The 20,257-nt window shown below is 47.5% G+C and carries 21 protein-coding genes; 4 read left to right on the forward strand and 17 right to left on the reverse strand.

What is annotated here, in order from left to right; all coding sequences use genetic code 11:
* Positions 1 to 6: 6 nt before the first annotated feature.
* Together EDM21_RS07000 and crcB are read right to left on the reverse strand one after the other, a co-directional pair.
* Positions 7 to 363, reverse strand: a complete 357-nt coding sequence (locus tag EDM21_RS07000) for a fluoride efflux transporter FluC (protein ID WP_338043946.1) — start codon at positions 361 to 363, stop codon at positions 7 to 9.
* Entirely contained in the window at positions 360 to 740 is a 381-nt protein-coding gene (gene crcB / locus EDM21_RS07005; RefSeq protein ID WP_157334179.1) for a fluoride efflux transporter CrcB, read from the reverse strand. The genes EDM21_RS07000 and crcB overlap by 4 nt, the downstream gene beginning before the upstream one ends.
* A 137-nt stretch (positions 741 to 877) precedes the next feature.
* Between crcB and EDM21_RS07010 the strand changes: the two genes are divergently transcribed.
* Positions 878 to 1,171 (forward strand): rhodanese-like domain-containing protein, encoded by a 294-nt coding sequence (locus tag EDM21_RS07010; RefSeq protein WP_157334181.1) that lies wholly within the window; start codon positions 878 to 880, stop codon positions 1,169 to 1,171.
* Positions 1,172 to 1,252: 81 nt separating this feature from the next.
* Here the strand turns inward: EDM21_RS07010 and EDM21_RS07015 are convergent, their stop codons facing one another.
* Positions 1,253 to 1,801, reverse strand: a complete 549-nt coding sequence (locus EDM21_RS07015; RefSeq protein WP_157334183.1) for a shikimate kinase — start codon at positions 1,799 to 1,801, stop codon at positions 1,253 to 1,255.
* A 168-nt stretch (positions 1,802 to 1,969) separates the two neighbouring features.
* On the opposite strand from EDM21_RS07015, the gene EDM21_RS07020 reads away from it, so the two are divergent.
* Positions 1,970 to 2,269: a hypothetical protein gene (locus EDM21_RS07020; RefSeq protein WP_157334185.1), complete on the forward strand. Its 300-nt coding sequence runs from the start codon at positions 1,970 to 1,972 to the stop codon at positions 2,267 to 2,269.
* A gap of 138 nt (positions 2,270 to 2,407) precedes the next feature.
* On the opposite strand, the gene gndA is transcribed toward EDM21_RS07020, so the two are convergent.
* The 13 genes from gndA to EDM21_RS07085 form a co-directional block, all read right to left on the reverse strand.
* A complete protein-coding gene (gene gndA / locus EDM21_RS07025) occupies positions 2,408 to 3,817 on the reverse strand; it encodes an NADP-dependent phosphogluconate dehydrogenase (protein WP_157334187.1) in 1,410 nt (469 codons plus the stop codon).
* A 579-nt stretch (positions 3,818 to 4,396) separates the two neighbouring features.
* Positions 4,397 to 5,380: a hypothetical protein gene (locus EDM21_RS07030; RefSeq protein ID WP_157334189.1), complete on the reverse strand. Its 984-nt coding sequence runs from the start codon at positions 5,378 to 5,380 to the stop codon at positions 4,397 to 4,399.
* A complete protein-coding gene (locus tag EDM21_RS07035) occupies positions 5,367 to 5,906 on the reverse strand; it encodes a hypothetical protein (protein WP_157334191.1) in 540 nt (179 codons plus the stop codon). Before EDM21_RS07035 ends, EDM21_RS07030 begins: the two co-directional genes overlap by 14 nt.
* A 66-nt stretch (positions 5,907 to 5,972) precedes the next feature.
* The gene (locus EDM21_RS07040) at positions 5,973 to 6,371 is read right to left on the reverse strand and encodes a hypothetical protein (RefSeq protein ID WP_157334194.1); all 399 of its coding nucleotides are present in this window, start codon (positions 6,369 to 6,371) and stop codon (positions 5,973 to 5,975) included.
* A gap of 13 nt (positions 6,372 to 6,384) precedes the next feature.
* On the reverse strand, positions 6,385 to 6,864 hold the full coding sequence (locus EDM21_RS07045; RefSeq protein ID WP_157334196.1) for an ABC transporter permease: 480 nt from the start codon (positions 6,862 to 6,864) through the stop codon (positions 6,385 to 6,387).
* Positions 6,865 to 6,885: 21 nt separating this feature from the next.
* Positions 6,886 to 8,964 (reverse strand): hypothetical protein, encoded by a 2,079-nt coding sequence (locus EDM21_RS07050; RefSeq protein WP_157334198.1) that lies wholly within the window; start codon positions 8,962 to 8,964, stop codon positions 6,886 to 6,888.
* The gene (locus tag EDM21_RS07055; protein WP_157334200.1) at positions 8,951 to 10,858 is read right to left on the reverse strand and encodes an ATPase, T2SS/T4P/T4SS family; all 1,908 of its coding nucleotides are present in this window, start codon (positions 10,856 to 10,858) and stop codon (positions 8,951 to 8,953) included. The genes EDM21_RS07050 and EDM21_RS07055 overlap by 14 nt, the downstream gene beginning before the upstream one ends.
* Positions 10,859 to 10,864: 6 nt before the next feature.
* Entirely contained in the window at positions 10,865 to 11,698 is an 834-nt protein-coding gene (locus tag EDM21_RS07060) for a hypothetical protein (RefSeq protein ID WP_157334202.1), read from the reverse strand.
* The gene (locus EDM21_RS07065) at positions 11,695 to 12,408 is read right to left on the reverse strand and encodes a hypothetical protein (protein WP_157334204.1); all 714 of its coding nucleotides are present in this window, start codon (positions 12,406 to 12,408) and stop codon (positions 11,695 to 11,697) included. The genes EDM21_RS07060 and EDM21_RS07065 overlap by 4 nt, the downstream gene beginning before the upstream one ends.
* A 23-nt stretch (positions 12,409 to 12,431) precedes the next feature.
* Positions 12,432 to 13,550, reverse strand: coding sequence for an SAF domain-containing protein (locus EDM21_RS07070; RefSeq protein WP_166541876.1), 1,119 nt, complete (start codon positions 13,548 to 13,550; stop codon positions 12,432 to 12,434).
* Between the two features lie 19 nt (positions 13,551 to 13,569).
* Positions 13,570 to 15,060, reverse strand: a complete 1,491-nt coding sequence (locus tag EDM21_RS07075; RefSeq protein ID WP_338043947.1) for a serine/threonine-protein kinase — start codon at positions 15,058 to 15,060, stop codon at positions 13,570 to 13,572.
* Between the two features lie 188 nt (positions 15,061 to 15,248).
* Positions 15,249 to 15,845, reverse strand: a complete 597-nt coding sequence (locus tag EDM21_RS07080; RefSeq protein ID WP_166541877.1) for a hypothetical protein — start codon at positions 15,843 to 15,845, stop codon at positions 15,249 to 15,251.
* A gap of 372 nt (positions 15,846 to 16,217) precedes the next feature.
* A complete protein-coding gene (locus tag EDM21_RS07085; RefSeq protein WP_157334208.1) occupies positions 16,218 to 17,060 on the reverse strand; it encodes a stalk domain-containing protein in 843 nt (280 codons plus the stop codon).
* A gap of 154 nt (positions 17,061 to 17,214) precedes the next feature.
* On the opposite strand from EDM21_RS07085, the gene EDM21_RS07090 reads away from it, so the two are divergent.
* Together EDM21_RS07090 and EDM21_RS07095 are read left to right on the forward strand one after the other, a co-directional pair.
* Positions 17,215 to 17,865 carry a YktB family protein gene (locus EDM21_RS07090; RefSeq protein WP_157334210.1) on the forward strand — a complete coding sequence of 217 codons (651 nt, stop codon included), beginning with the start codon at positions 17,215 to 17,217 and terminating at the stop codon, positions 17,863 to 17,865.
* A gap of 158 nt (positions 17,866 to 18,023) precedes the next feature.
* Positions 18,024 to 18,743, forward strand: coding sequence for a hypothetical protein (locus EDM21_RS07095; RefSeq protein WP_157334212.1), 720 nt, complete (start codon positions 18,024 to 18,026; stop codon positions 18,741 to 18,743).
* Between the two features lie 161 nt (positions 18,744 to 18,904).
* Here the strand turns inward: EDM21_RS07095 and EDM21_RS07100 are convergent, their stop codons facing one another.
* A complete protein-coding gene (locus EDM21_RS07100) occupies positions 18,905 to 20,056 on the reverse strand; it encodes a right-handed parallel beta-helix repeat-containing protein (RefSeq protein WP_235918085.1) in 1,152 nt (383 codons plus the stop codon).
* Between the last annotated feature and the right edge of the window lie 201 nt (positions 20,057 to 20,257).

Below are 20,257 nucleotides of genomic sequence, written 5' to 3' on the forward strand. Positions count from 1 at the left end.
GACTGGTTAGATATGATAGCCCGCGTAAGCAAGCAGAATCCCGAATGTGTAAGTAACCCCTGTATAAAGCAGCCAGACAAGCATCAATCTCTGTTTCAGCAGCTTTATGCTTTCCAGCTTCAAAGTAGAAAAGGTTGTAAACGCGCCTATAAAACCAGTTCCCATCCACAGGACAAATGTTTCAGCAGATACATGGCCAGCGAGATACCCCAATAGGAAAGAGCCCAGCAAATTAACGGTTAACGTTCCATAAGGAAAGGCTGATGCATAACGGGCATGTATCCATCCGGCCAGTTTATAACGGCAGACAGCACCTGCAAAACCGCCGGAACCTACAAGCAGAAGTTTGATCCATATACTCACGCCCGGTCCACTTCCTTCCTTTTACCGGCCGCAGCCATACCAACCCAGGTAAAAAGAAGTCCGCCCCACAAGCTCACGAGACCGTAAACAACTGCGATACCGGTTCGTCCGCTTGCTGCAAGCTGCACGATCTCGAGGCTAAAGGCCGAGAATGTAGTAAAAGCTCCGATGAATCCTGCCGTTACGGCTATACGCAAGTCCGGCTTCCAGTTAACGAGTACGGCCGTACTCAAATAACCCAGCAGGAGACATCCCAGTAAATTGCATGCAAGCGTCCCCCAGGGAAAGCGGCCGGGACCTTCATTCCATAGGAAAGACAAGCTATAGCGGCTAAGCGCTCCCGCAAATCCCGCTAAACCAATGTAAATCACTTTCATAAGCTGCTCTTCTCTCTTTGAATGAATCAGATGATTGCCTTGCTGTTAGGGCCATGATCCTTGCCAAACCTTCGTTTGACTTGCTTCTGGCAGTTTTGTATAGTACAAGAAAACGAATCAGGGAGGTTCCGCTTATTATGAACATTATCCAACCATCCGAACTTAAAGCAAGATTAGCTGCAGGTGAGCCACTATCCGTTATTGATGTGCGGGAAAACGAAGAAGTTGCCGCAGGAATGATCGCAGGAGCAAAGTCAATTCCGCTGACCGAAATTCATACACGCTTGCACGAAATTCCCAAAGAAGGCAAAGTTATTCTCGTATGCCGGAGCGGTAACCGCAGCGGCAAAGCCTATGCTTTTCTGGAAACTCAAGGTTTCAAGAACCTCAAAAATATGGATGGCGGCATGCTGGCCTGGGATGAATTGTAGAACCGGCAACTTGCCCATTAAAACCACCTGCTAAACACCGCAGCTATAACAGTTCATAATCAGATAGCCGCACCCGTTGAATCAACCTGAAAGCAACTCTTCTTCATGCTCGTCTTCTCTCCACTCCTTCAGGATGCAATTGACAATCTCAACGACGGACAATGAGGTTGTATCGATTGTCAAATCCGCAAAGGAATAAGCATCCTGACGAAGCTGGAGCATGGTGCGCACCCTCTCTTCCACGTCTCCTTGCAGAAGCGGCCTGTTCTGGTCATTTTGTACACGTTCTACAATGGTTTCAACCGATGCCGTCAGTGCCGTTACAAAGCCATTATTACCCATTAGTTTGCGATTCGTTTCAGCTAGAACGGCACCGCCGCCTGTTGATACGACTTGATCTCGGCCAGCCAGAACTTCTTCGATGACCTCACGCTCCAAACTGCGGAAGTAAGCCTCTCCGTGAGCGGCGAACAGATCCGGTATGGACATGCCCGCCTTCTTTACAATTTCTTCATCTGTGTCCACCATCCGCCACCCTAGATCTTCAGCCAGCTTCAAGCCCACAGTTGACTTACCCGTGCCCATAAAACCGATCAGCACAAGGTTTTTCATTTTGGAATCTATGCTCATCCTGGTCTTCTTTCCTCTCTCGGGTATAACTTTCCACTATCATATCACAGCAAAAGCCAGGGATGAATACAATTTCAGTCAAAATCATATTGTATAGTGAATAATCCGCTACTTTTCAAGTTAAGATGATAAGTACAGATCCAGTAGAGTACAAGGAGCGATGTCCATTTGATCCCTCGTCCGCAAATGCCAAAGCCGGGTTGGAACGCATCCGAACGGCTGCAAGTCATGCTACAGCCCGCTTATATGTTATGCAGGAATGATGTAGTCTGGGCGCTTGAATTTATACGCAAAAAAATAGCGGAGCAGGACCCTGCCCTGCAAAGTTTATCTCAACCGAGATTACTCAAAAACTTTGAATCTTTTGCAGAGGTGTCGATGATGCTCATTCACCGAGGAAGCGGCTTTGACCAGGAAGCGGATCGGATCAAAAGCTGCTTGAAAGAAGCTGCTCACGGGCTGATCTAGCAGCAGCTCCTGGATGAAATGCTTAGGGCTATTCGTTGTCAGATAAAATCGGCCCGGGAATGCCATGGTATCCGGTTGGGCTCCAAATGAACGAACGCAAAAAGGAGCCCTCTTCGGGCTCCTTTTGCATTAAGACTATTATCCAAGCCAGTTATAATGAAAGCTTCCTTCTTTGTCCACTCGCTGGAACGTATGTGCTCCGAAGTAGTCCCGCTGCGCCTGCAGAAGGTTAGCCGGAAGCCGTTCTGTACGGTAGCTGTCATAATAAGCCAGCGCCGAAGCAAATGCCGGAACCGGAATGCCGCGGGTAACCGCAAGTGAGACAACCTCTCTCCATGCATCCTGGTAATTTTCGACAATGTTCTTGAAGTACTCGTCAAGCAGCAAGTTGCGAAGCTCCGGATCACGATCGTACGCATCCTTAATATTCTGCAGGAAACGGGCACGAATAATGCAGCCGCCGCGGAAAATCATTGCGATTTCGCCATAGCTCAAATTCCAGTTATACTCTTCGGAAGCTGCACGCATTTGTGCGAATCCTTGAGCATAGGAAGCGATTTTGCTTGCATAAAGCGCTTTGCGTACCGCCTCGATAAACTGCTCACGGTCACCGTCATAAGGCTTAACTGCCGGACCGTTAAGCACTTTGCTAGCTGCCACACGCTCTTCTTTCATAGCAGATAAGAAACGGGAGAATACGGATTCCGTAATGATGGATAATGGAACACCCAAGTCCAGAGCGCTTTGGCTTGTCCATTTGCCGGTACCCTTTTGACCAGCGGAATCAAGGATAACATCCACCATCGGCTTGCCGGTTTCTTCATCATACTTCGTGAAAATGTCACGTGTAATTTCGATCAGATAGGAGTCCAGTTCTCCTTTATTCCACTCGCTGAAGATGGCATGCAGGTCTTCCGTGCTGACGTTCAGCACATCCTTGAGAAGCTGGTACGCTTCACAGATCAGCTGCATGTCCCCGTATTCGATTCCGTTATGTACCATTTTCACATAATGACCCGCGCCGTCTGGTCCGATATACGTACAGCAAGGATCGCCATCCACTTTGGCAGAAATTGCTGTCAGAATCGGCTCTACAAGCTCGTAAGCATCTTTCTGTCCGCCAGGCATAATAGAAGGACCTTTGAGCGCTCCTTCTTCACCGCCGGATACACCGGTACCAATAAAGCGGAAACCGAGTGCTTCAAGTTCCTTGTTGCGGCGCTGCGTATCAGGGAAGTAAGCGTTCCCTCCGTCAATCAGGATGTCTCCCGGAGACAGAAGAGGTACTAACTGCTCGATGGTTGCATCTGTCGGCTGGCCCGCTTTTACCATAATCAGAATTTTACGCGGCATTTCGAGCGATTGAACGAACTCTTCCATGCTGTAAGTACCTGTAACATTGCGGCCTGCCGCTTCTTCGAGAAGCTCTTTTGTTTTCTCAGGCGAGCGATTGAAGACGGACACGGTAAAACCGCGGCTTTCGATATTAAACGCCAGGTTTTTACCCATAACCGCCAGACCGATTACGCCAATTTGTTGTTTGGACATGAATCAAACACCCTTTCCTTGTATAAGTAGAATCGTCACCGACTGACATTCTCAGGAACTACAGACCGGCTTCCGAAGGATGGATTCGACCCGCGCGGGCAGAAGATATCGCCGTTTCCCCTTCCGGAAAACGTACAAATAAGGCGCCCGGCCGAGGCAAAGCTTCCGGGCCAAGACTCACAGTTTATGCTTTGAAGCCGGCCTACGCATAGATGGGAAACCTCCGGATCAGGATTCCTGAATGGACTTTACAGCCCGTTGTTCCCTAACCGTAGATTTCCCAACACATGTAATCGCTAATCTTATGCGGACCAGGAATGAATCCGCAAACGATTTACATTAAACCGCTCTCGCAAAACAATAGCAGCCATAAACCCCACTGAGCTGATTCCGCTTGATGCCGGCACATTTTATCGTCCGCACCTGACCGGCTTGGAGAATAAAACATGCAGCCATGCTGGTGGAATCCGCATCGAACTCATCATTGACTTGATGATAAACGTTTCGCCGCTGAGATGTCAATTTTATCGTGCAATCTTTTCTGTGAAGCGCTTTCCTTCATTCCTTTGTTTACGCGCTCTATATACGTCCGTTTATGCACTCTTTCGGATGAAACCCTTTGCTGGACGCTTCCTTTTTATCGCTAAAAACCTCCACTATTTCTTTCGGTTTCGGACAAAAATTGCTTTTATAATACGGAATTCCATTATCATAAAAACCGTAATAGCCGGACTTTTTAACGACCCGGGCTCCGCCTAACGCATAATTGTTATAGGCCCGGTATCCCATCGGAATCCCTTGTATAAAAGCCAGCATCCCTATGTCGTCGATTGTGTTGTTCCATTCTTCCTCCGGTATGGAGGGAAGTGTAAAGGTGTAGGCAGCCCCACTCTTGAGCGATCTGGCATTATGTTCGTTGAGGGTCATTTTCAGCTCTTTCTGTATCGTTGCCAGAATGGTGCTCCTTCTGACTTCGTCAAAAGGAAAGCCGGGTTTCAGAATCTCAGCTTGCGCAACCAAACTCATCTCACTGCGGAAACCCTCGTACCACTCCCTGCTTCCGGGTTTATTTATGATTACGTAATCGTCAAGAGTGAAAGAGATGACTTCTCCGGAAGAGTCTGTGTACGCGTAAGGAATTTTTGCACTTTCAAGTCTGCGGCTCATGGGGCGGCCGTCCGCGCCTGTATAGGATTCATAGCCGTACACGTAGCATCCGTCATATCCAATAATCATAAGTGCAGCGACATATTGATCAAGTATGTTCTGGCCGATCTTATCGTCGTTTACTCCGAAATTCATAAAAAGAGTCCGGTAAAAGGTGTTTAGTGCTTCCTCCCGGTTAAGGGTGACTTTCTTGAAGGATTCATACCGGGCTTCTTCTTCCTGCTTTTCATTTGCCAAAAGTGAGTTGGCGCCGTCTTCAACAGCCGCATTTACAGCCGCATTATAACGGGTCTCAAGATAAAAGGCATCTGCCTGTGCGCGCATATCCATCTTACCTACAAAAGAAAATGGCAGATAAATCAGAACAAAAAGAATACCGAGTTTAGCTGTCTTCATTACGGACCATTCCCCCATAGGGCAGATATAGTTCTCCCGCAGGACTGTTTGTCCCGTTCAGGGCATCTCTCCACACAGCAGATGAGGATTGACCGAGACTTTTTAAAGTTACCGTAAAAAAATCCCCCGCACCCAGCCGGTATGTACGTTCTGAATCGTCCGGAGAAAGAATGGAGTCTGGAAACAGCACCTCCATAATTTGTGTCTGATAGAAAGCCTCATCCACTACCGAATAGCGATCCTGAAAATGCCCGCTGTCATTATAAACGGGTATATACTGCTTGTGTCTGTGTTCCATGCTCACTTCAAATTCTTGTGAAGAAACGGATAGTTCCTTTTGAAAATCATTGAACATATTCGGGGTGATTACCCCTTTATCCCGAACGCTATCCACAAACCGGGTAAGAGCTTGAAAGGTAAAGAGTCGTGTAAGATCATCCCGTTTTTCTGCGGAATCCGCCAGCGGATAAATGTATAGAAGCAGCATGGCTACTATGAGAGCAAACGCTTTGCTTAAAGTGTTCATCTCCACCCCATTCCCGGCCGCAGCCGATTTGCTAAACAATTGGATGATGTTGCAGGCAGTTGTCCATCAGATTCTAGTAAATATCATCCGTCCAAGAGAGCCATCGCTTCTTCTTATTTCTTTCAGCTGGTAATATGCAGTTGTATCCATACCTGTCGTATCAGTCTCATTCGCACTCCTTCCGGCCGCATAGAGAGTGCCACCGACTTCTATGTCGTAAGTTTCAGCCGCATTAGCATGCAGCGTCATCATGACCTCGGCCCCCGTATAGAGCGTCCCTTCAGCCAGTCTGCCGAACGTTTGTCCTATCGTCTGCTGATTTCGATCCAACTGTCCTTGAGATACATATGTCTCATCAATTGCCACTCTAGTTGTGAATAAAAGTAGTATCCCCGAATTAACGGCACCCATGAACAGCAGCATCGCTGTGCAAAAATAAAGAATAGAATGAGTTGCGCTGCCCATACTTCTCTCTCCCCTATTGCTGGCTGAATTCGATGCCGCGGATCACGTTGCTTTTATCCTTAATGATCTTGGCTTTGAATTTACCGCTTGGATTCACATAATCAATATGAGCTTCTACTGCCGCATAATTAATATTTTCCCTTGGTATAGAAGAGACGACGGAACCGTAATTGTTGCTTATCGGGGAAGAAATATCAATTACGTTGGTATACCAGGACCCGGTCATATTTTTTCCGGTCTTCACTTGTATGCCAAACTGTTCCTTGTCTGCAAACTTGCGAAGCGCGTTAACGACCTGGCTCCCGGAAACAACGGTGTTATCATATACGGTGTACGCGGTTTGGGAAAGCTCTGTCTGAATGTCGGAAAAATTATTTTGTGCTGCTTTAGTCGCATCCTGAGCAGAAATAAACATAACTACCGCAATCGTAATTAATGCAATGGCAAGGAAAAATCCTGCCGCCATAATTAGTGCTTTCTGTGCGTTTCCCATTTTGAGCTGAGTCTCCTTCAGTTATGAAATTTTTTGAATTTGTTCGTAGTAGGTACTCATTTGCTGCATGCTCATATAAACAAGCGGAATAACGAGATAAAGAAATACAAGAGCATACATCGGGGCAAAACCAATCCAGCGCCCCCAACCCGCTTTCGTTTCAATCATGCGTTCATATTCCTGTTTGCGTTGTTCAAAACGGTACTGCTGCTCCGCCTCCAGATCGTCAAATGCCTGTAGAACCGGAATGTGACTGACCGCAGCCTGAAGTCTTTCTACTATCCGTACAAAAGGCACAAATGCCGCTTCCTCTTTGAGTTTCTCCAGAGCTTCTTCAGCACCGGATTCGTAAGCAAGCAGACACGACGAAACAGGCGCCCGAAACTGTACTGCAAACCTGTCGAGCCATTCCAGCATGTGCTCGACCGACATTCTCTCGAACTGGGACAAAATGGAGAGCAGGGCGTGAAACTGATCGACTTCATTCTTCAACTCCATGCGGCGCATTCTAATCTGAATATGCAGGAGCACCATCGGAGAATGATAACCCATCCAGCCAGAAATAAAGCAAAGCGTCAGCTGCCACCAGGACAAGGTCGCGTCTGAAATACCCCGAAGTTTCTTAATAACGCGGTCAGCAGTGTGATTCAGCTCAGTCTGTTGAAGGGAAAGCCCCTTGCTCCGAAGCTCGCCGGATATAATCTCACGAAGCTGTCCTCCGCCCTGGTTATACTTTTCAATAATGGCGCGGTCAATTTCTGTACGTTCGGCTGCTTTCTTCTCCTCCTGCGGCGATAAAACGCCGAACATGACAGCGGTTCTGGTAGGAGAAAAATTGATCTGACGAACAGTCAGGATGTGCATGCCCATAAAAATGCTCAACAAAAGAAGAAAACTGGCTGCAGCAAGTATCAATCTCCGCAAATACAGCCAGTCAACAAGTAGCGGAGAATTAGCTTCTCTGAGGAGCCTGTCTATTTTGGTAAACTCAGCGGAACGATCATTAGGCATGAACCTTCTGACAACCCGTTGTATTACCTGAACACGCATCCATTTCTTTTCCGGCGGCTTCCTTCTTCTCTGCTTGCCAGCTTCGTCCGATGTATCTTGAAGCTTACGAAGCAAAATAAAGCAAATTAAAATGAGCACGAATATACCTGATTTCACTGCAAATCCTGCCGATCCGGAATAAAATTCATCCATCGCCGGAAAATGATTTCTTGCCCAAGACTCCACGGGTTTGGCAGCCAGGATGGGCGCAATAGCGATGATGGTCAATCCTTGGAGCATGTAATGAAGCTTCTCTTGACGTAAAATCTCCAAACGGATTTCGCTTGATATTTTACTCAGCGCATGCAAATACATAGATCCCTGCGGTAAAATCTTGTCCCCGAATTCCCGGACTAAGAAGGATACTCCTGCAAAAACTTTCATGAAACGATTGGGTGCGGACTCATAGTAAGCTTCCAGCCTCGTTTCGGACTGATCCGACGTCAGCAGTGTATAAATGGCTTCCGCATGCAGAGCAATCTGGCGTCCTGCTATCTGCGCGGCATCATAAACAGCCTCATCCACCATTGCATGCTGATGGTAATAATGCCGGACATCGGACAAAACCTCCACAAGCTGCTTCAGCAGACGCGCTTCCGCACGATGCACGAGTGAATCGATTAAGATCCCGTGAAGAATGAGCGCTCCCAAAAGGATCATTATCATATAGGAGAAGTCCGGATAAAAAAGCAGAATGGCTCCGACCGAAAGCCAAGCAATGAGAATTGCGCAACTTGTAATTTTTGCTGTTTCTATGCGGATAGCCGATTCATCATAAGCGTACAGGGGAGCAATTCTTCTATAAATCCGCTGAGTATAACGGGATATTACAGGGACCCTTACCAAATACGCATATATAACAATATGCAGCTGTTTGAGTTGTTTTCGCCCGCTTCTTCTTAAGGGAGAAAGCAGACTCCTCAGCTCATCTGCATTCATGCCGGTCTGCTTGGCTTCTCTGCGCGTAGCGGATAGATACAAAACCCAGGTTAGAAGGGCACAAGCGGCACAAGCAGCCGAAATCCAAATCAGCCCATCACGAAGCGGCAAGGTCTTCTCCCCCCCAATGCTCTATCAAAAATCTTCTGAAGACCTGTGCATCCTCTACCGTCATATGATCAAGCATATCTTTAATATTACGCGGACTGATCGGGCTGCAAGCTCTGTATTCGCCTTCTTTGAATTCGATAATATTCCTGGCTTCATAAAGCTTACGGTCCGTCGATCTCTGAAAGTACTCAGCAGCATTGTCAATAAACCCCGACCAATGTGAGCTTGCATCAGGGGCCGACTCTTCCTTCTGACCCTGGCTGGGATAGGGGGAACCTGCGAGTGGTACACATTCGGTTATTCGCTCAATATATCTGCTTCCATCTGCCTGCTTGCGGAGGTGAATATCAAAATGGAGGACATGAACAACCTGGCTTTCTGCCATCGCTTCATTATGAAACATGCCTGTTTTGAGTAGCGAGTTGCGGAGCGATTCAACAAGATTAGAGAAGGTTTTTGCGTGGTGAGTGAATAGTGTAAACAAGCTGGCTACTTGGGCCATCTGAATCATCCATGAAGCCACACTGTCCGTTGCAACTTCACCGAGAATATGCACGGTACCGTCTGTTTTCTTCTGAACGTCCAGTCCTTGCTGACCGGTAATGTGCTCAGTTTCTCGGAAACTGAGAATATTGCGCTGGGGATACAATTTACGTAAATGAAGCTCGTATGCCATCTCTTGAACACGTAGTGTGAAAGTAGCCGAAATCGGCTTCACCATGGCCATCAGCAGCGTAGTTTTGCCGCTTCCCTGTGCACCGGTTACCGCTGTAATGCGGCATCCTTTGACGAGAAATTCAATCATTCCGATCGGCAATTGGGCGTTCGGACTAACAATTAATTGCTCCAGTACCGCGTTCGGCAGGTCGAATTTTCGGACGAAAAAGGCCCACGACTCGGAAAACGGCGGCCGTACGACAACGACCCGTGAACCATCTTTCATATCGTTTACCTTATATCCATTCGCCTCGGACAATTGTCCGGGGTAATTGTATTTGTAGATGTTCTGACAAACACGCCGGAGCTCATCCGTTGAACCAAAGCCCAGAAAAGAGAAATGGATCGGTTTCCCCTTATAAAAGACCCAAACGCTATCGTGAGAAGCAGAGAGTTCTGACTTTCCATTACCGCGTAAGCTCAAAGTATTTCGGTCAATCCGCTGACTGTCTGCATAGGAACACGCACCGGATACACCACCGGAAACGCCGTCAATCTGCATATCCCGAATTTCATCAATAACACCAAAGCCCTTATAGTGCTGGTAAATACGCTGAACAACAATTTCCAGCCTGTCTTCAAAGGCGAGGGATTTTATTTCTTTGAAATAGATCTTCTTGATTTCATCGGCGGTAATGATGTAAGAAGGTGTGCTCCCCTCTTCTATTACATACTTAATTGTATCCAGCTTATGTTTCTCAATAAGACGGGTAAGGCCTTCGGATCCATATTTTCTTTTGAACGTATGCAATAGGATGTCAAATTGATCCTGCGGAGTAAGAAGGACGGGGGTATCAAAGGGAATTGCGAGATGAATTTTGCTGTTATTTAGTTGGTATACGGAAGTAAGTAAATCACTTATCATGCGCTTTACGAAAATTTTATCCTGCAAGTCACCGTGCGCGCATCCTTTGAGAGCTCTCTTAAGCTCCAACCGCTTGTTACGGCTGCGCCGGTACTCTTCTTCTGACAAGCGAAGCTCACTCTGAGTTCCTGCAGTTATTTCCGTAAAGGTATCTCTAATAAATTGAGCCATGCTATCTAAAGAATACTGTTTATCTTTAATCGCAATAACCTGGTTTTTATGACGCAAATAGCCAAGCCGCAAATAAATAAGTCCGATTCCCAGAACCAATACCATTCCAAGGAATGCGGCATTTACACTTTCAGTCGACATGCCCCGCTAGGCGCCCCTTTCCTGAAGAAACTTCGTGTCCACACCCAGTTCATTAAGAAGCGCTTTGGATAATCGCCTCACTTCGGTAATGAATGCATACGCCGGGTGTTTTGAGCCCACGTTCCGGTTACGCAGGAAAAACTCCAGAATGTTTTTCTCGTTACTCGCATCAAGAAAGCCGGTGAAATGAGGAACCGTATAAATCGGCTGTTTCCATTTGTATTTTCTCGCTATATTCACAGCATTGTATTTGGAGTTTTCGTCATAATTACCCAGTACAAGTACTAGTGGTTTAATATGAAGGCTTTCTACCCAAAGTTCCTTGTCAAAGTACCGTTCCAAAACATCTATATTCTGGCTGAGGTTTACCACGATCATATCAGAGGTTCTCAGAATAGCCGCCGCTGCCCCTTCATCGGCTTCATCTCCTACATCTACGAATGTGACGTCATAGTATCGGCTCGCGCTTTTCACAATATAAGGGAGTGTATCCTCGTGGCATAAACTCGGTTCATATTCTCCTTTTCTTGATCCGGGCAGGAGATCAAGACGATCTTTCACAATCGGCTTCGTATAATCCTGTATCCGCTCAGGCGTCAGCTTGTCACTCTCCAGCAGCCGCTCCAAAGCACTCACTCCATATTCGCAAAACGGCACTAAATTACTTTCGCCTGCCCCAGAACGGCTAAAGGCATTCTCCATAGCCGTCTTTGTCCTTCTGGTGTGGGTTATCATAATGCGGGCGAAATAATCCAATGCGATCATAGTAGAGACGGCAATGACATTAGACGTCGCTGCTCCATGTCCGCGGGCCGGTGCCCAAAACGCAACTTGGCTCATCTTATTTTCCTCCTCATAGCCTGTTTTATCATTCGTTTGAGGATTGGCACTTCCTCTCCGGTTACTTCGTGTGCAACGGACACAAGCACTTTGCGGTAGCTTCTTGACATTCGTCTTAGTTCTATGGTTCCTTGATGACCGCTGTCAATCAGAACGGCCAGATCAACCTCATCAAAAGGTAACAAACGGTAAAATTCAGGCCTATTGAACGGAAGAGGGGCCAGAAGCATATCTACATAATCTTCATCGATGTTACAATCCACTGCATTTCTTATAACGACTGTACTCTTCCCGGAAGGCAGCTTCCCTGCAGCATCCATATTTCGAATCAGATTTACCGTCCTGTGAAGGGTGAATTTGTCATATGCTGTCGTTATGTAGAGACCATCGAACTTGGGACCGCTCCCTTGGAGCTTATCCAAAAATTCAAGCTGATCCGTGTCTACCAGCACCAATTCGTATTCCTCAAAAACAAGTTCCATTTCCTCTAAATGACTAATTACACTACCAAGTGTGGGAAAAAGACAGGCCACATCAAACCCGCCAAATCGGACTAGTGAAGGTCCTTCCTCGGAAGCTACGATACATGTGATCCTGCCGGATAATGTTCCGTCCACCAGCAGGACACGTTTGCCGGCTAAGGCAGCAAGGCGGCAGATACCTAGCAGCAGATCACTGTGTTCGCTTGCACCAATACAGAGCCGCTTCATCCAACATACCTCCTTTCCATGAGTTATGGCTCTGATCTGCCCGAAACAGCTTCTCTCAGAATATCTTCCTGCTGCTCCCGGATTTCCGAAGGAGCCGCCTCCGGTGTGTGGCTCTCCGGCAGGCCTTTGGCATTTGCTGGCGGGTTTTCCGGATAGCGGGTGGAACCGGCTGATTTAGCTGACACACCGGTACTGCCTGCTGAGCTGGACGGTGCAGAATCTTTGCCGGCACCTCCGCGTGATTTGGCAGGTGGTGCTTGTACAGAACCAGGCCTATTGACGTCTGATTCTGTCGGGAGGTTGGACCGGCTGCTGTTGATCTTCTGCTTCTCCGTCTCATCCATCCCCTGCAGATCTTTATCCAGAAGCTGACGCATACTTTTAGCTAATTCGAACTTAGCTGTTTCCAGTACATTAGGGTCTGTTCGGAGCAAATCCAGCACTTTTAAATTAACCGGATAGGTAGGCACTGCCTTCTCCTGCATCATGGGCTCTACATAAGTCAGTGCATACAACTTGGCCTCCTGCAGATAAGCGTCAACAATAGCGCTGGACATGTCCAGGATTTCTTTCTCGTTCATCTTCATCCAGAGCGTTCCCTCCTGAACATCATCTACTTGCTTTTTGGCCATTACGATATAATCCTGGCCAGTGGGGAAACGGATCCGGACATCCACAACGTCGTCCTTTTTGAGCTTGCTCGGCAAACCTATGATTTTAAATTCCTCATGCCTCAGATCTTTCGGTATAACCCCCTCCTCATGCAGCAGCGATGTCAGGATCGGGGTGTTCTTTCCTGCCGTTACTTTGAATGACTTGCCGATAACCTTCAATATGTCCTCTTCAGCGTAAGCCGGGGCTTCCGATTCAGGCATATCTTTCTTGATAAGGTCGGCTTCCGTCAACTTGTCCCCCGCCTCAACATCCCTGCTGAGCACGAGTATTTTCCTGCTGCTACTATCCAGCGAAACACCTTTGGCTTCTGCCAGTTCCGCTTCATAACGCTCTTTAACCTGCTCGAACTCCTTGCGATTCTGGAGTCCGCCGTATATAAAAACTCCTGCTGCTATCAAACCCGCCGCTAGCGCTCCCGTCAAACCGGCGTACAGCAAGTGTTTGGTTCTTTGCCGAATGACAGACACATACTCTCTCCTTCCCCTGTTAAAAGGCTCTAAACCATTTAAAAGCTGCTGCGCCGGATTTTTTCTTCCTTCGCTTCGCAAGCCCCAGCCACTCTTCAAGTATGACCGCTGTATCTTGTTGATGGCAGAACGGATCGGAATGAACAGGCAGTGCGATTACCCGGTATTCCGGGAGCAGACTCCGCAAATCACGAATCATCGTCTTGGAAGCAACAGGCATGAAGAGACTGCAATGGGCAGGTTCAAGTTCCGGATAGGCTTCAAAAAAAGATAAAATGTCTGTCCGTTTCCATTCCGCACCGGTGCTTACAACGATTTGCACAGCGGCCCGCAGAAATTCTCCAAACCACTCGGTCTTCATATAACTTCCGAGATCAAGTACGATAAAATCATACGGTCCCGACAAAAAAGCAATCATATCGAGCCCGTCATCCGCTTTGGCATACCGCACTCCCCGCAGGTTAAAGGTAGGACGGTCAAGAATCGGTCCTTTGACACCTTCATACGTGCACTCAATCCGGCTGAAGTCGCCCGAACCGTTGGCTTCTACAAGCGCTACATTCCGGCGCTTACGAGCTAGAAAATGCGCCACAAGTACAGCAGTATGGGTACTTCCCGTACCCGGTCCTGTTCCGCATACGGCGATTACGACAGGACCCAGAAAAGACCGGGTAGCAGCCGTCAAACTGTCATCCTGCAGAAGAGTCGCCGACACACGTTCCAGCTCCTTTCTCACCTCACGGGCATTAGAGTACCGCCTGGCCGGATCGGTCATAAGCAGCTTACCTACGATATCGGACAAATCGGGTGACACATCCTCATTGATCTCCGAGAGAGGTATATTCGAAGAATAGGGATATTTGCCCCCACTGAGCAGGAAATATAGTACGGCTCCCAGCGAATACAGATCCGTCCGCCGGTCAGTCTGCTTATGCTCGAACTGTTCGGGTGCAGCAAAACCTATCGTTCCCACTTGAACGGTATCCAAATTTCCGCCTGTCTTGTAATGTCTGGCGATGCCAAAATCAATAAGCCGCACTTGGTCCTGGCTGTCCATCATAATGTTGGACGGCTTCAAATCCCTGTAAATCATAGGAACAGGCAGCTCATCATGCAAATAATGAAACAACTCGCAGAGTTGTTTGGCGATAGCTAACGCTTCCGTGACTTCTACACGCTGTCCGAGCCTTGTAAACCGGGCGGCAAGCGTTTCTCCTTCAATGTAATCCATCACAAGGTAACTGTAGCCGTCCTCACATGGCGGAAAATAATCCACAATGCCGGGAAGATGCCGATGATGCAGGCGGATTAACATTTCGGCTTCATCGATAAACCTCTGATAATCATGTAAGACGTGCTGAGTTTCCTTGATGGCCCAGCGCTTGCCTCTCAGCTTCAAATCCTCGGCCAGATACACGGTTCCCATGCCACCCCGGCCGATTACAGATACCACTTTATACCGCCCGCTCAGCACGGTACCGTTTCCAAGCCTGCTATGACCTGGCCCCACCTCTCATCCCCCCTCAGATGTTAAAGCACAAAAAAACCGCCCACGACATGCTATGCATGTACATGGGCGGTTCTTCCGCACCCGATTCATTCAGTTCCTCATAAAGATATCATATCTTACGTTATCTGACAACAAAATTTTCCATCACTGTCAAATCGGGAATTCATTATCGTACTTAGGCTCTTTCCTTACATTTCGAGCAAAAGCATTTCTCGTCTTAACTCTTCAAGTTTTTCCTTCGAATCGACTATGGTTGCAATATCTCCATCCTGCAGCGCTTCCGAAAGTACGGCAAGTTCATAATCCAGTTCAAGTCTTAGGACGGGAATTCGTTCCTCTGGACGATTGGAGCGGAACGCCTGGAGCATCTCTTCGAAGGTAACTACAGGTTCTTTCTGAAAAAGAACCTTATGCTCGATACCCGAAATCTCAACCATTCGGATAATCTCTCCGAACATGATGTTTTCGATCAGAATCTGACGGTCTCTGAAGCGCTTAACGACAGCATGTCCCCGTGTATCACCAATTAATTTTTCCATCATTTCAGCTAGTTTTTCATCTTTAAACGAGTAATTGCCGACGATTTTATAACGCTCCCCAATCCGTTCGAATTTCAGTTTGACCAATTTTCTTCCGGAGCGGATTGAAATGATGAACTGATGATCATTCTCGTTCCAATAAAGCGAGTATCCTTCTTGAATGAGCGCTTTTATAAACTGCCGGATGAGCCGGCGGTCGAACCGCAGTTCAAGGTTGCAGTATTCGACTTCGTTATTTTTGCTCACGGCAATCCCCTCCCGGAACACTTCGATTGGCTTGATTGGTTTTCCTTTGACAGAAATTTCAGACAACTCAAGGTTTACTTCATCTTATTATGTATCATATGATTTCGCAACTTGGATATTGTCAATTATTTACCCCATTTTGGCACAAAAATAACGCTCTATTTTTGCGCAACCGGCATACACAGCAAACTGACCGGTTTATTCAGGCAGTTCCCGCAGCACCAGCCGCATCCTTTATCCTTCTACTGAAGAATTTCTTCGGTCACAGGGCTTGGCACAGTCCGAGCATTCGCTTGAAATCCACGTCTCGGAAAAGGTTTTAAACAAAAAAATCGCCCAGGAATATTCCTGAGCGAGGGACAGCCACTGCTTTTAATAATTCGGGGTTGGAACAAGATCGCCGATCAGTTTCTTAGAGTAGCTTCCGACCACATAATAATCCTTTTTTAATTCAGTCAGTTGAAGATAAATATCATAATAGGTACCATTCTCAGTTACTAAATAACGGTAGTGGTTTTCTTCTTCCAGCTTTTCTATGAAAATGGGATTGTGATAATAGTATTTATCACCAATTTTGTAATTAGACATGTCTTTCACATAGCCGCGTAAGGCTATCAGTTTGAAATCATCCTTCTCCCCGGCAATAATAGGCATTTCCTCTCCATAAGTCAGCAGCGGCGTTTCTTTCCAGGCTTTCTGGAGCTCGGTCTCGTTGACGTACAGCTCACCCGTATACTTTTCTTTGGCCTTATGCAGTCCTTTAGTATCGATCCCCATCTGCTGAACATCCTTTAAACGATAGTACATCCCCCTTCCCATATTAATCAGAACGGGATAATCCCTGCCCAAATATCTCACCATATAGGCCGAAGGATTCTCAAGCTTGATTTCATCAAAAACGACATCATCGGGGTCATCAGGCTGCTGTGGATAAATGCGATTGTTTATGTAAATGGTTTTTTTATATTCGTCCCAATTAACGGTTGCACTGAGCCGGGACGCAATCTCTTTTAGCGGCAAGTAGCTGTTATTATCATAAATCAGAACCGGATTACTTAAATTCGCAGGCACTCCATTTACAACTACACTAAAATCACTCCGTAAGTAAGCGGTCACTTTCTGAATCCAATCGTCCGCATAGACTCCTGCAGCAAACGATATGCTCATTAAACCTGCGGCTGCCGCAGCAACCATTCTTTTACGTATAGGACGCATTTTTCATTCTCCCTTCACATTAAAACCGGTGCCTCTGCTGTATCCAACCCCCGGTTATGCCGAATTCAAACGTTTATGGTATAGTAAAAACAAGCAAGCCCATCTCCGCGCAATCTTCTTTCTCAAAACATCTGCAACCATGATAGGAGGATTTATGTCTAACTCCAGTACCCTTCATCCCGATTTCAAGGGATTTAACTCTAATGATTTCGACACCTTTGGTATCGACGGGCTCGATGAACGCATGAAAGCCATCCAGGAAAGAATCCAGCCCAAATTCAAAGCAATCGGTGAAGCTTTATGCGATGAAATCGCTATGCAGGCAGGCACCGAAATGTACCTTCATATTGCCAGGCACGCACGCCGTACTGTCAATCCGCCCAAAGATACGTGGCTTGCAATTGCAGCCAACAAACGCGGGTATAAGCAGCATCCGCATTTTCAAGTCGGTCTGTTCGATGATCATGTCTTCCTGTGGTTTGCGCTTATTTATGAGCTGCCGGACAAAGAGGTGATAGCCGGGAGATTCCTGGCGAATGAGCAAGCTTTGTATGACAGTATACCGGAGGGCTATGTATTTTCTTTTGACCATACTCAGAAAAAAAGCTTCTCTTCGGACGAACTTTCTCTCGAAGACTTTAGTGCCTCTCTCGTACGTCTGAGGGATGTTAAAAAAGCGGAGTTCCTGGTAGGCCGGCATCTCTCCTCCTCTGATCCGATCCTGGCTGATGGAGAGGCTTTTCTGTCACTTGCAAAAGAAACGTTCCACTCTTTAATGCCGTTTTACCGTGCAGCCCGGGGATAACCCCGGGCTCTTCTTTTTATATCGGCAAGATGGGCCTGAGTATGAAGCGGCTCCGCCGAATATGACTCCATCAGCCATTTAAACTTTATGTGCTTATCAATATTTTAGCGTAATTTGGGAAACACTAGAGAAGACATCCATTTAAAGGAGGTACTTCTATGGTTTCCTTGCCTAAAAATAAGCTTGCAGGAACGCTTGCGCTCGCTTTTCTACTCGGTTCTCTGTCACTTGGTGACAAAGAAGCCTTTGCGCTTGAGGAACGCGGTGACGACTCCCTATACGGGACATACCCTGCTGCAAATCAACCTGGTCGATCTGAAGAAGAAAGTTCTCATAAAGAGCACGGAGTCCCTGGTTTGCCGATTCTTGATGAAGTTGCCGCTATTCTCGGCATACAAAATGCCGCTCTGAAGGAAACGCTCGGCAAAGGCAAAAGCCTGGCAGAAGCCGCTGCCGAGATAGGGATCAGCGAAGCCGACTTAAGCGCGAAGCTAACCGCACTGCGCAGCGCCAAGATCGATCAGGCTGTCAAAGAAGGCCGTCTGGATGCCGAGCGCGCAGCTCAAATGAAGCAGCGGATGGCCGACCATCTTAAGCGGATGCTGCAGGACAAAGCCCTGCTTGAACACCACGAGAAGTTCCATGGCAAAGATAAAGTCCGGTACGGACTCAAACCGAACCAAGAAAAGCTTGCCCAGGCAATCGGGATCAGCAGGCAGGACCTTCAGCTTCAACTGAGTCAAGGCAAATCCCTTCAGCAGATTGCAGAGAGTAAAGGGATCACCAAACGACAGCTCATTGAACGGATTCAGAACGTGCTGGCCCCAGACCTGGAAAAATATATCGAGCAGAAAGTTCCAGCCGCAAAAGATTCCTAATCGTACACGTTTGCCGGCCTGCTGCATGCATAGTGCACCAACGTCTATAAGCCCGTCAAAAAGCCGGGGTTCCGCCTCCTGATAGAAGGCTGGCGAATCCCGGCTTTACATCCTTAATCATTCACATTCATTACAGGTAGAATAGACCGCGATAGAGATAATCAGTATACTGTAACATTCCCCGTATACAAGTTGCCGGCGGGAGTCCGGACATTCTGGCTCGCAAATGCCTGTGTGCCGTTCGAAGCAGCAATAACATAAGCATTGGCGTTGTCCAAAAACAACTGGTTCCCGCTAAAGTGATTGTTAATGCCCCAGCCTGCAACAATTTGATGAAGTTGAAAAGCATCCTTAACCAGTACATTGCCGTTTCGGTACCCTGTGTTATTCCTTATCGAAGCATTGTTTCCTTTGACGTCAATAAAGCTGTCCGCATAATTCTCGCCACTGATGCCCGTACCGTTAAAAATACAGTCCTCCACGATTGTCCCGCTCGTCCGTTCCTTAATATCAATATGCTCCGCAGCTACGTTCGGACCCAGCCTGACCCCGCGTATAACCGTATCATGCACGGCCTGGTTGTAACCCGATCCTTCAGCAGATCCTACGTAGATGCCTTCCCCGAATCCTTTGTTCACAGTCCCCGTATCGTGTATATATGAATTTTCGATCCTGCCGCGAGAACTTCCATCGCGGAAATGTACGCCCTCATAGCCGATTCCGTATACCTCAACCCCGGATATAAGCGAATCATTGGAATGGTCGAGAATGATCCCCTTCTGTGCATTGGTAAATTTCAGATTACGGATGGTCCAGAAATCTCCCGTCACTTTCAGCGCGTAACCGCCCCCTGCCGAGTATCCCGAAATCACGGCCGGATTAGCTGCATCCTGGCTCTCGATCGTGATCCGGTTCAACGGAGTCCCTTCTCCCGCTGATGAGAAAGTGCCCGTGTAAACACCTGGAGCCAGCATGATCCGATCACCTGCGGAAGCCTTCTTGAGTGCACTCTGCAGGCAGGAAGCGGTTGCACAGGATACCGTCCGAAGCGGTGCCGGCTCCTGCAAGACGGACTGCATTGCAACCGGCAAAGTCCTTAACACAGCCGGCCTTGCCTCTCCTGCAGCTAGCTTATCCGTCTCTTCCGCTCGAAGCGCAACTCCAGCCTGCTCAGATAGAGCCGCTGCCTGCGAGTCACTGACAGCTGATACCGGCGATGTCAACAGAAGCAAACAGGCTGCTGCAATGAGGTTTGCCCGCATTGTCTGCTCCACAAGGGAATGAGATAATTTCCTTTTCTTTTTCATTTTCATAACAATTCCAGCCTCCTTCGCTTCTATTTTACCTTGTCAAAAATTATTAAAGGTCGCCCCCGTACTAACCGCAGCACCAAAACCATCCGAATTTCGTCATCCACCTCCTAATTCCTCCATACAGTAAGCGCTTACTATTATGGGAAATATCCGTTCGTCAGCTTTTACCATCCCCTCTCGTAAAAACACTTGTATTATAGC

The sequence above is a fragment of the Paenibacillus lutrae genome, assembly GCF_009757775.1.
GTDB lineage: Bacteria > Bacillota > Bacilli > Paenibacillales > NBRC-103111 > Paenibacillus_F > Paenibacillus_F lutrae.

Coding starts and splice junctions, on each gene's coding strand:
- crcB (WP_157334179.1), bottom strand. CDS start 740: ATGAAAGTGATTTACATTGGTTTAGCGGGATTTGCGGGAGCGCTTAGC.
- EDM21_RS07010 (WP_157334181.1), top strand. CDS start 878: ATGAACATTATCCAACCATCCGAACTTAAAGCAAGATTAGCTGCAGGT.
- EDM21_RS07015 (WP_157334183.1), bottom strand. CDS start 1,801: ATGAGCATAGATTCCAAAATGAAAAACCTTGTGCTGATCGGTTTTATG.
- gndA (WP_157334187.1), bottom strand. CDS start 3,817: ATGTCCAAACAACAAATTGGCGTAATCGGTCTGGCGGTTATGGGTAAA.
- EDM21_RS07030 (WP_157334189.1), bottom strand. CDS start 5,380: ATGAAGACAGCTAAACTCGGTATTCTTTTTGTTCTGATTTATCTGCCA.
- EDM21_RS07035 (WP_157334191.1), bottom strand. CDS start 5,906: ATGAACACTTTAAGCAAAGCGTTTGCTCTCATAGTAGCCATGCTGCTT.
- EDM21_RS07040 (WP_157334194.1), bottom strand. CDS start 6,371: ATGGGCAGCGCAACTCATTCTATTCTTTATTTTTGCACAGCGATGCTG.
- EDM21_RS07045 (WP_157334196.1), bottom strand. CDS start 6,864: ATGGGAAACGCACAGAAAGCACTAATTATGGCGGCAGGATTTTTCCTT.
- EDM21_RS07055 (WP_157334200.1), bottom strand. CDS start 10,858: ATGTCGACTGAAAGTGTAAATGCCGCATTCCTTGGAATGGTATTGGTT.
- EDM21_RS07060 (WP_157334202.1), bottom strand. CDS start 11,698: ATGAGCCAAGTTGCGTTTTGGGCACCGGCCCGCGGACATGGAGCAGCG.
- EDM21_RS07065 (WP_157334204.1), bottom strand. CDS start 12,408: ATGAAGCGGCTCTGTATTGGTGCAAGCGAACACAGTGATCTGCTGCTA.
- EDM21_RS07085 (WP_157334208.1), bottom strand. CDS start 17,060: ATGCGTCCTATACGTAAAAGAATGGTTGCTGCGGCAGCCGCAGGTTTA.
- EDM21_RS07090 (WP_157334210.1), top strand. CDS start 17,215: ATGTCTAACTCCAGTACCCTTCATCCCGATTTCAAGGGATTTAACTCT.
- EDM21_RS07095 (WP_157334212.1), top strand. CDS start 18,024: ATGGTTTCCTTGCCTAAAAATAAGCTTGCAGGAACGCTTGCGCTCGCT.
- EDM21_RS07100 (WP_235918085.1), bottom strand. CDS start 20,056: ATGAAAATGAAAAAGAAAAGGAAATTATCTCATTCCCTTGTGGAGCAG.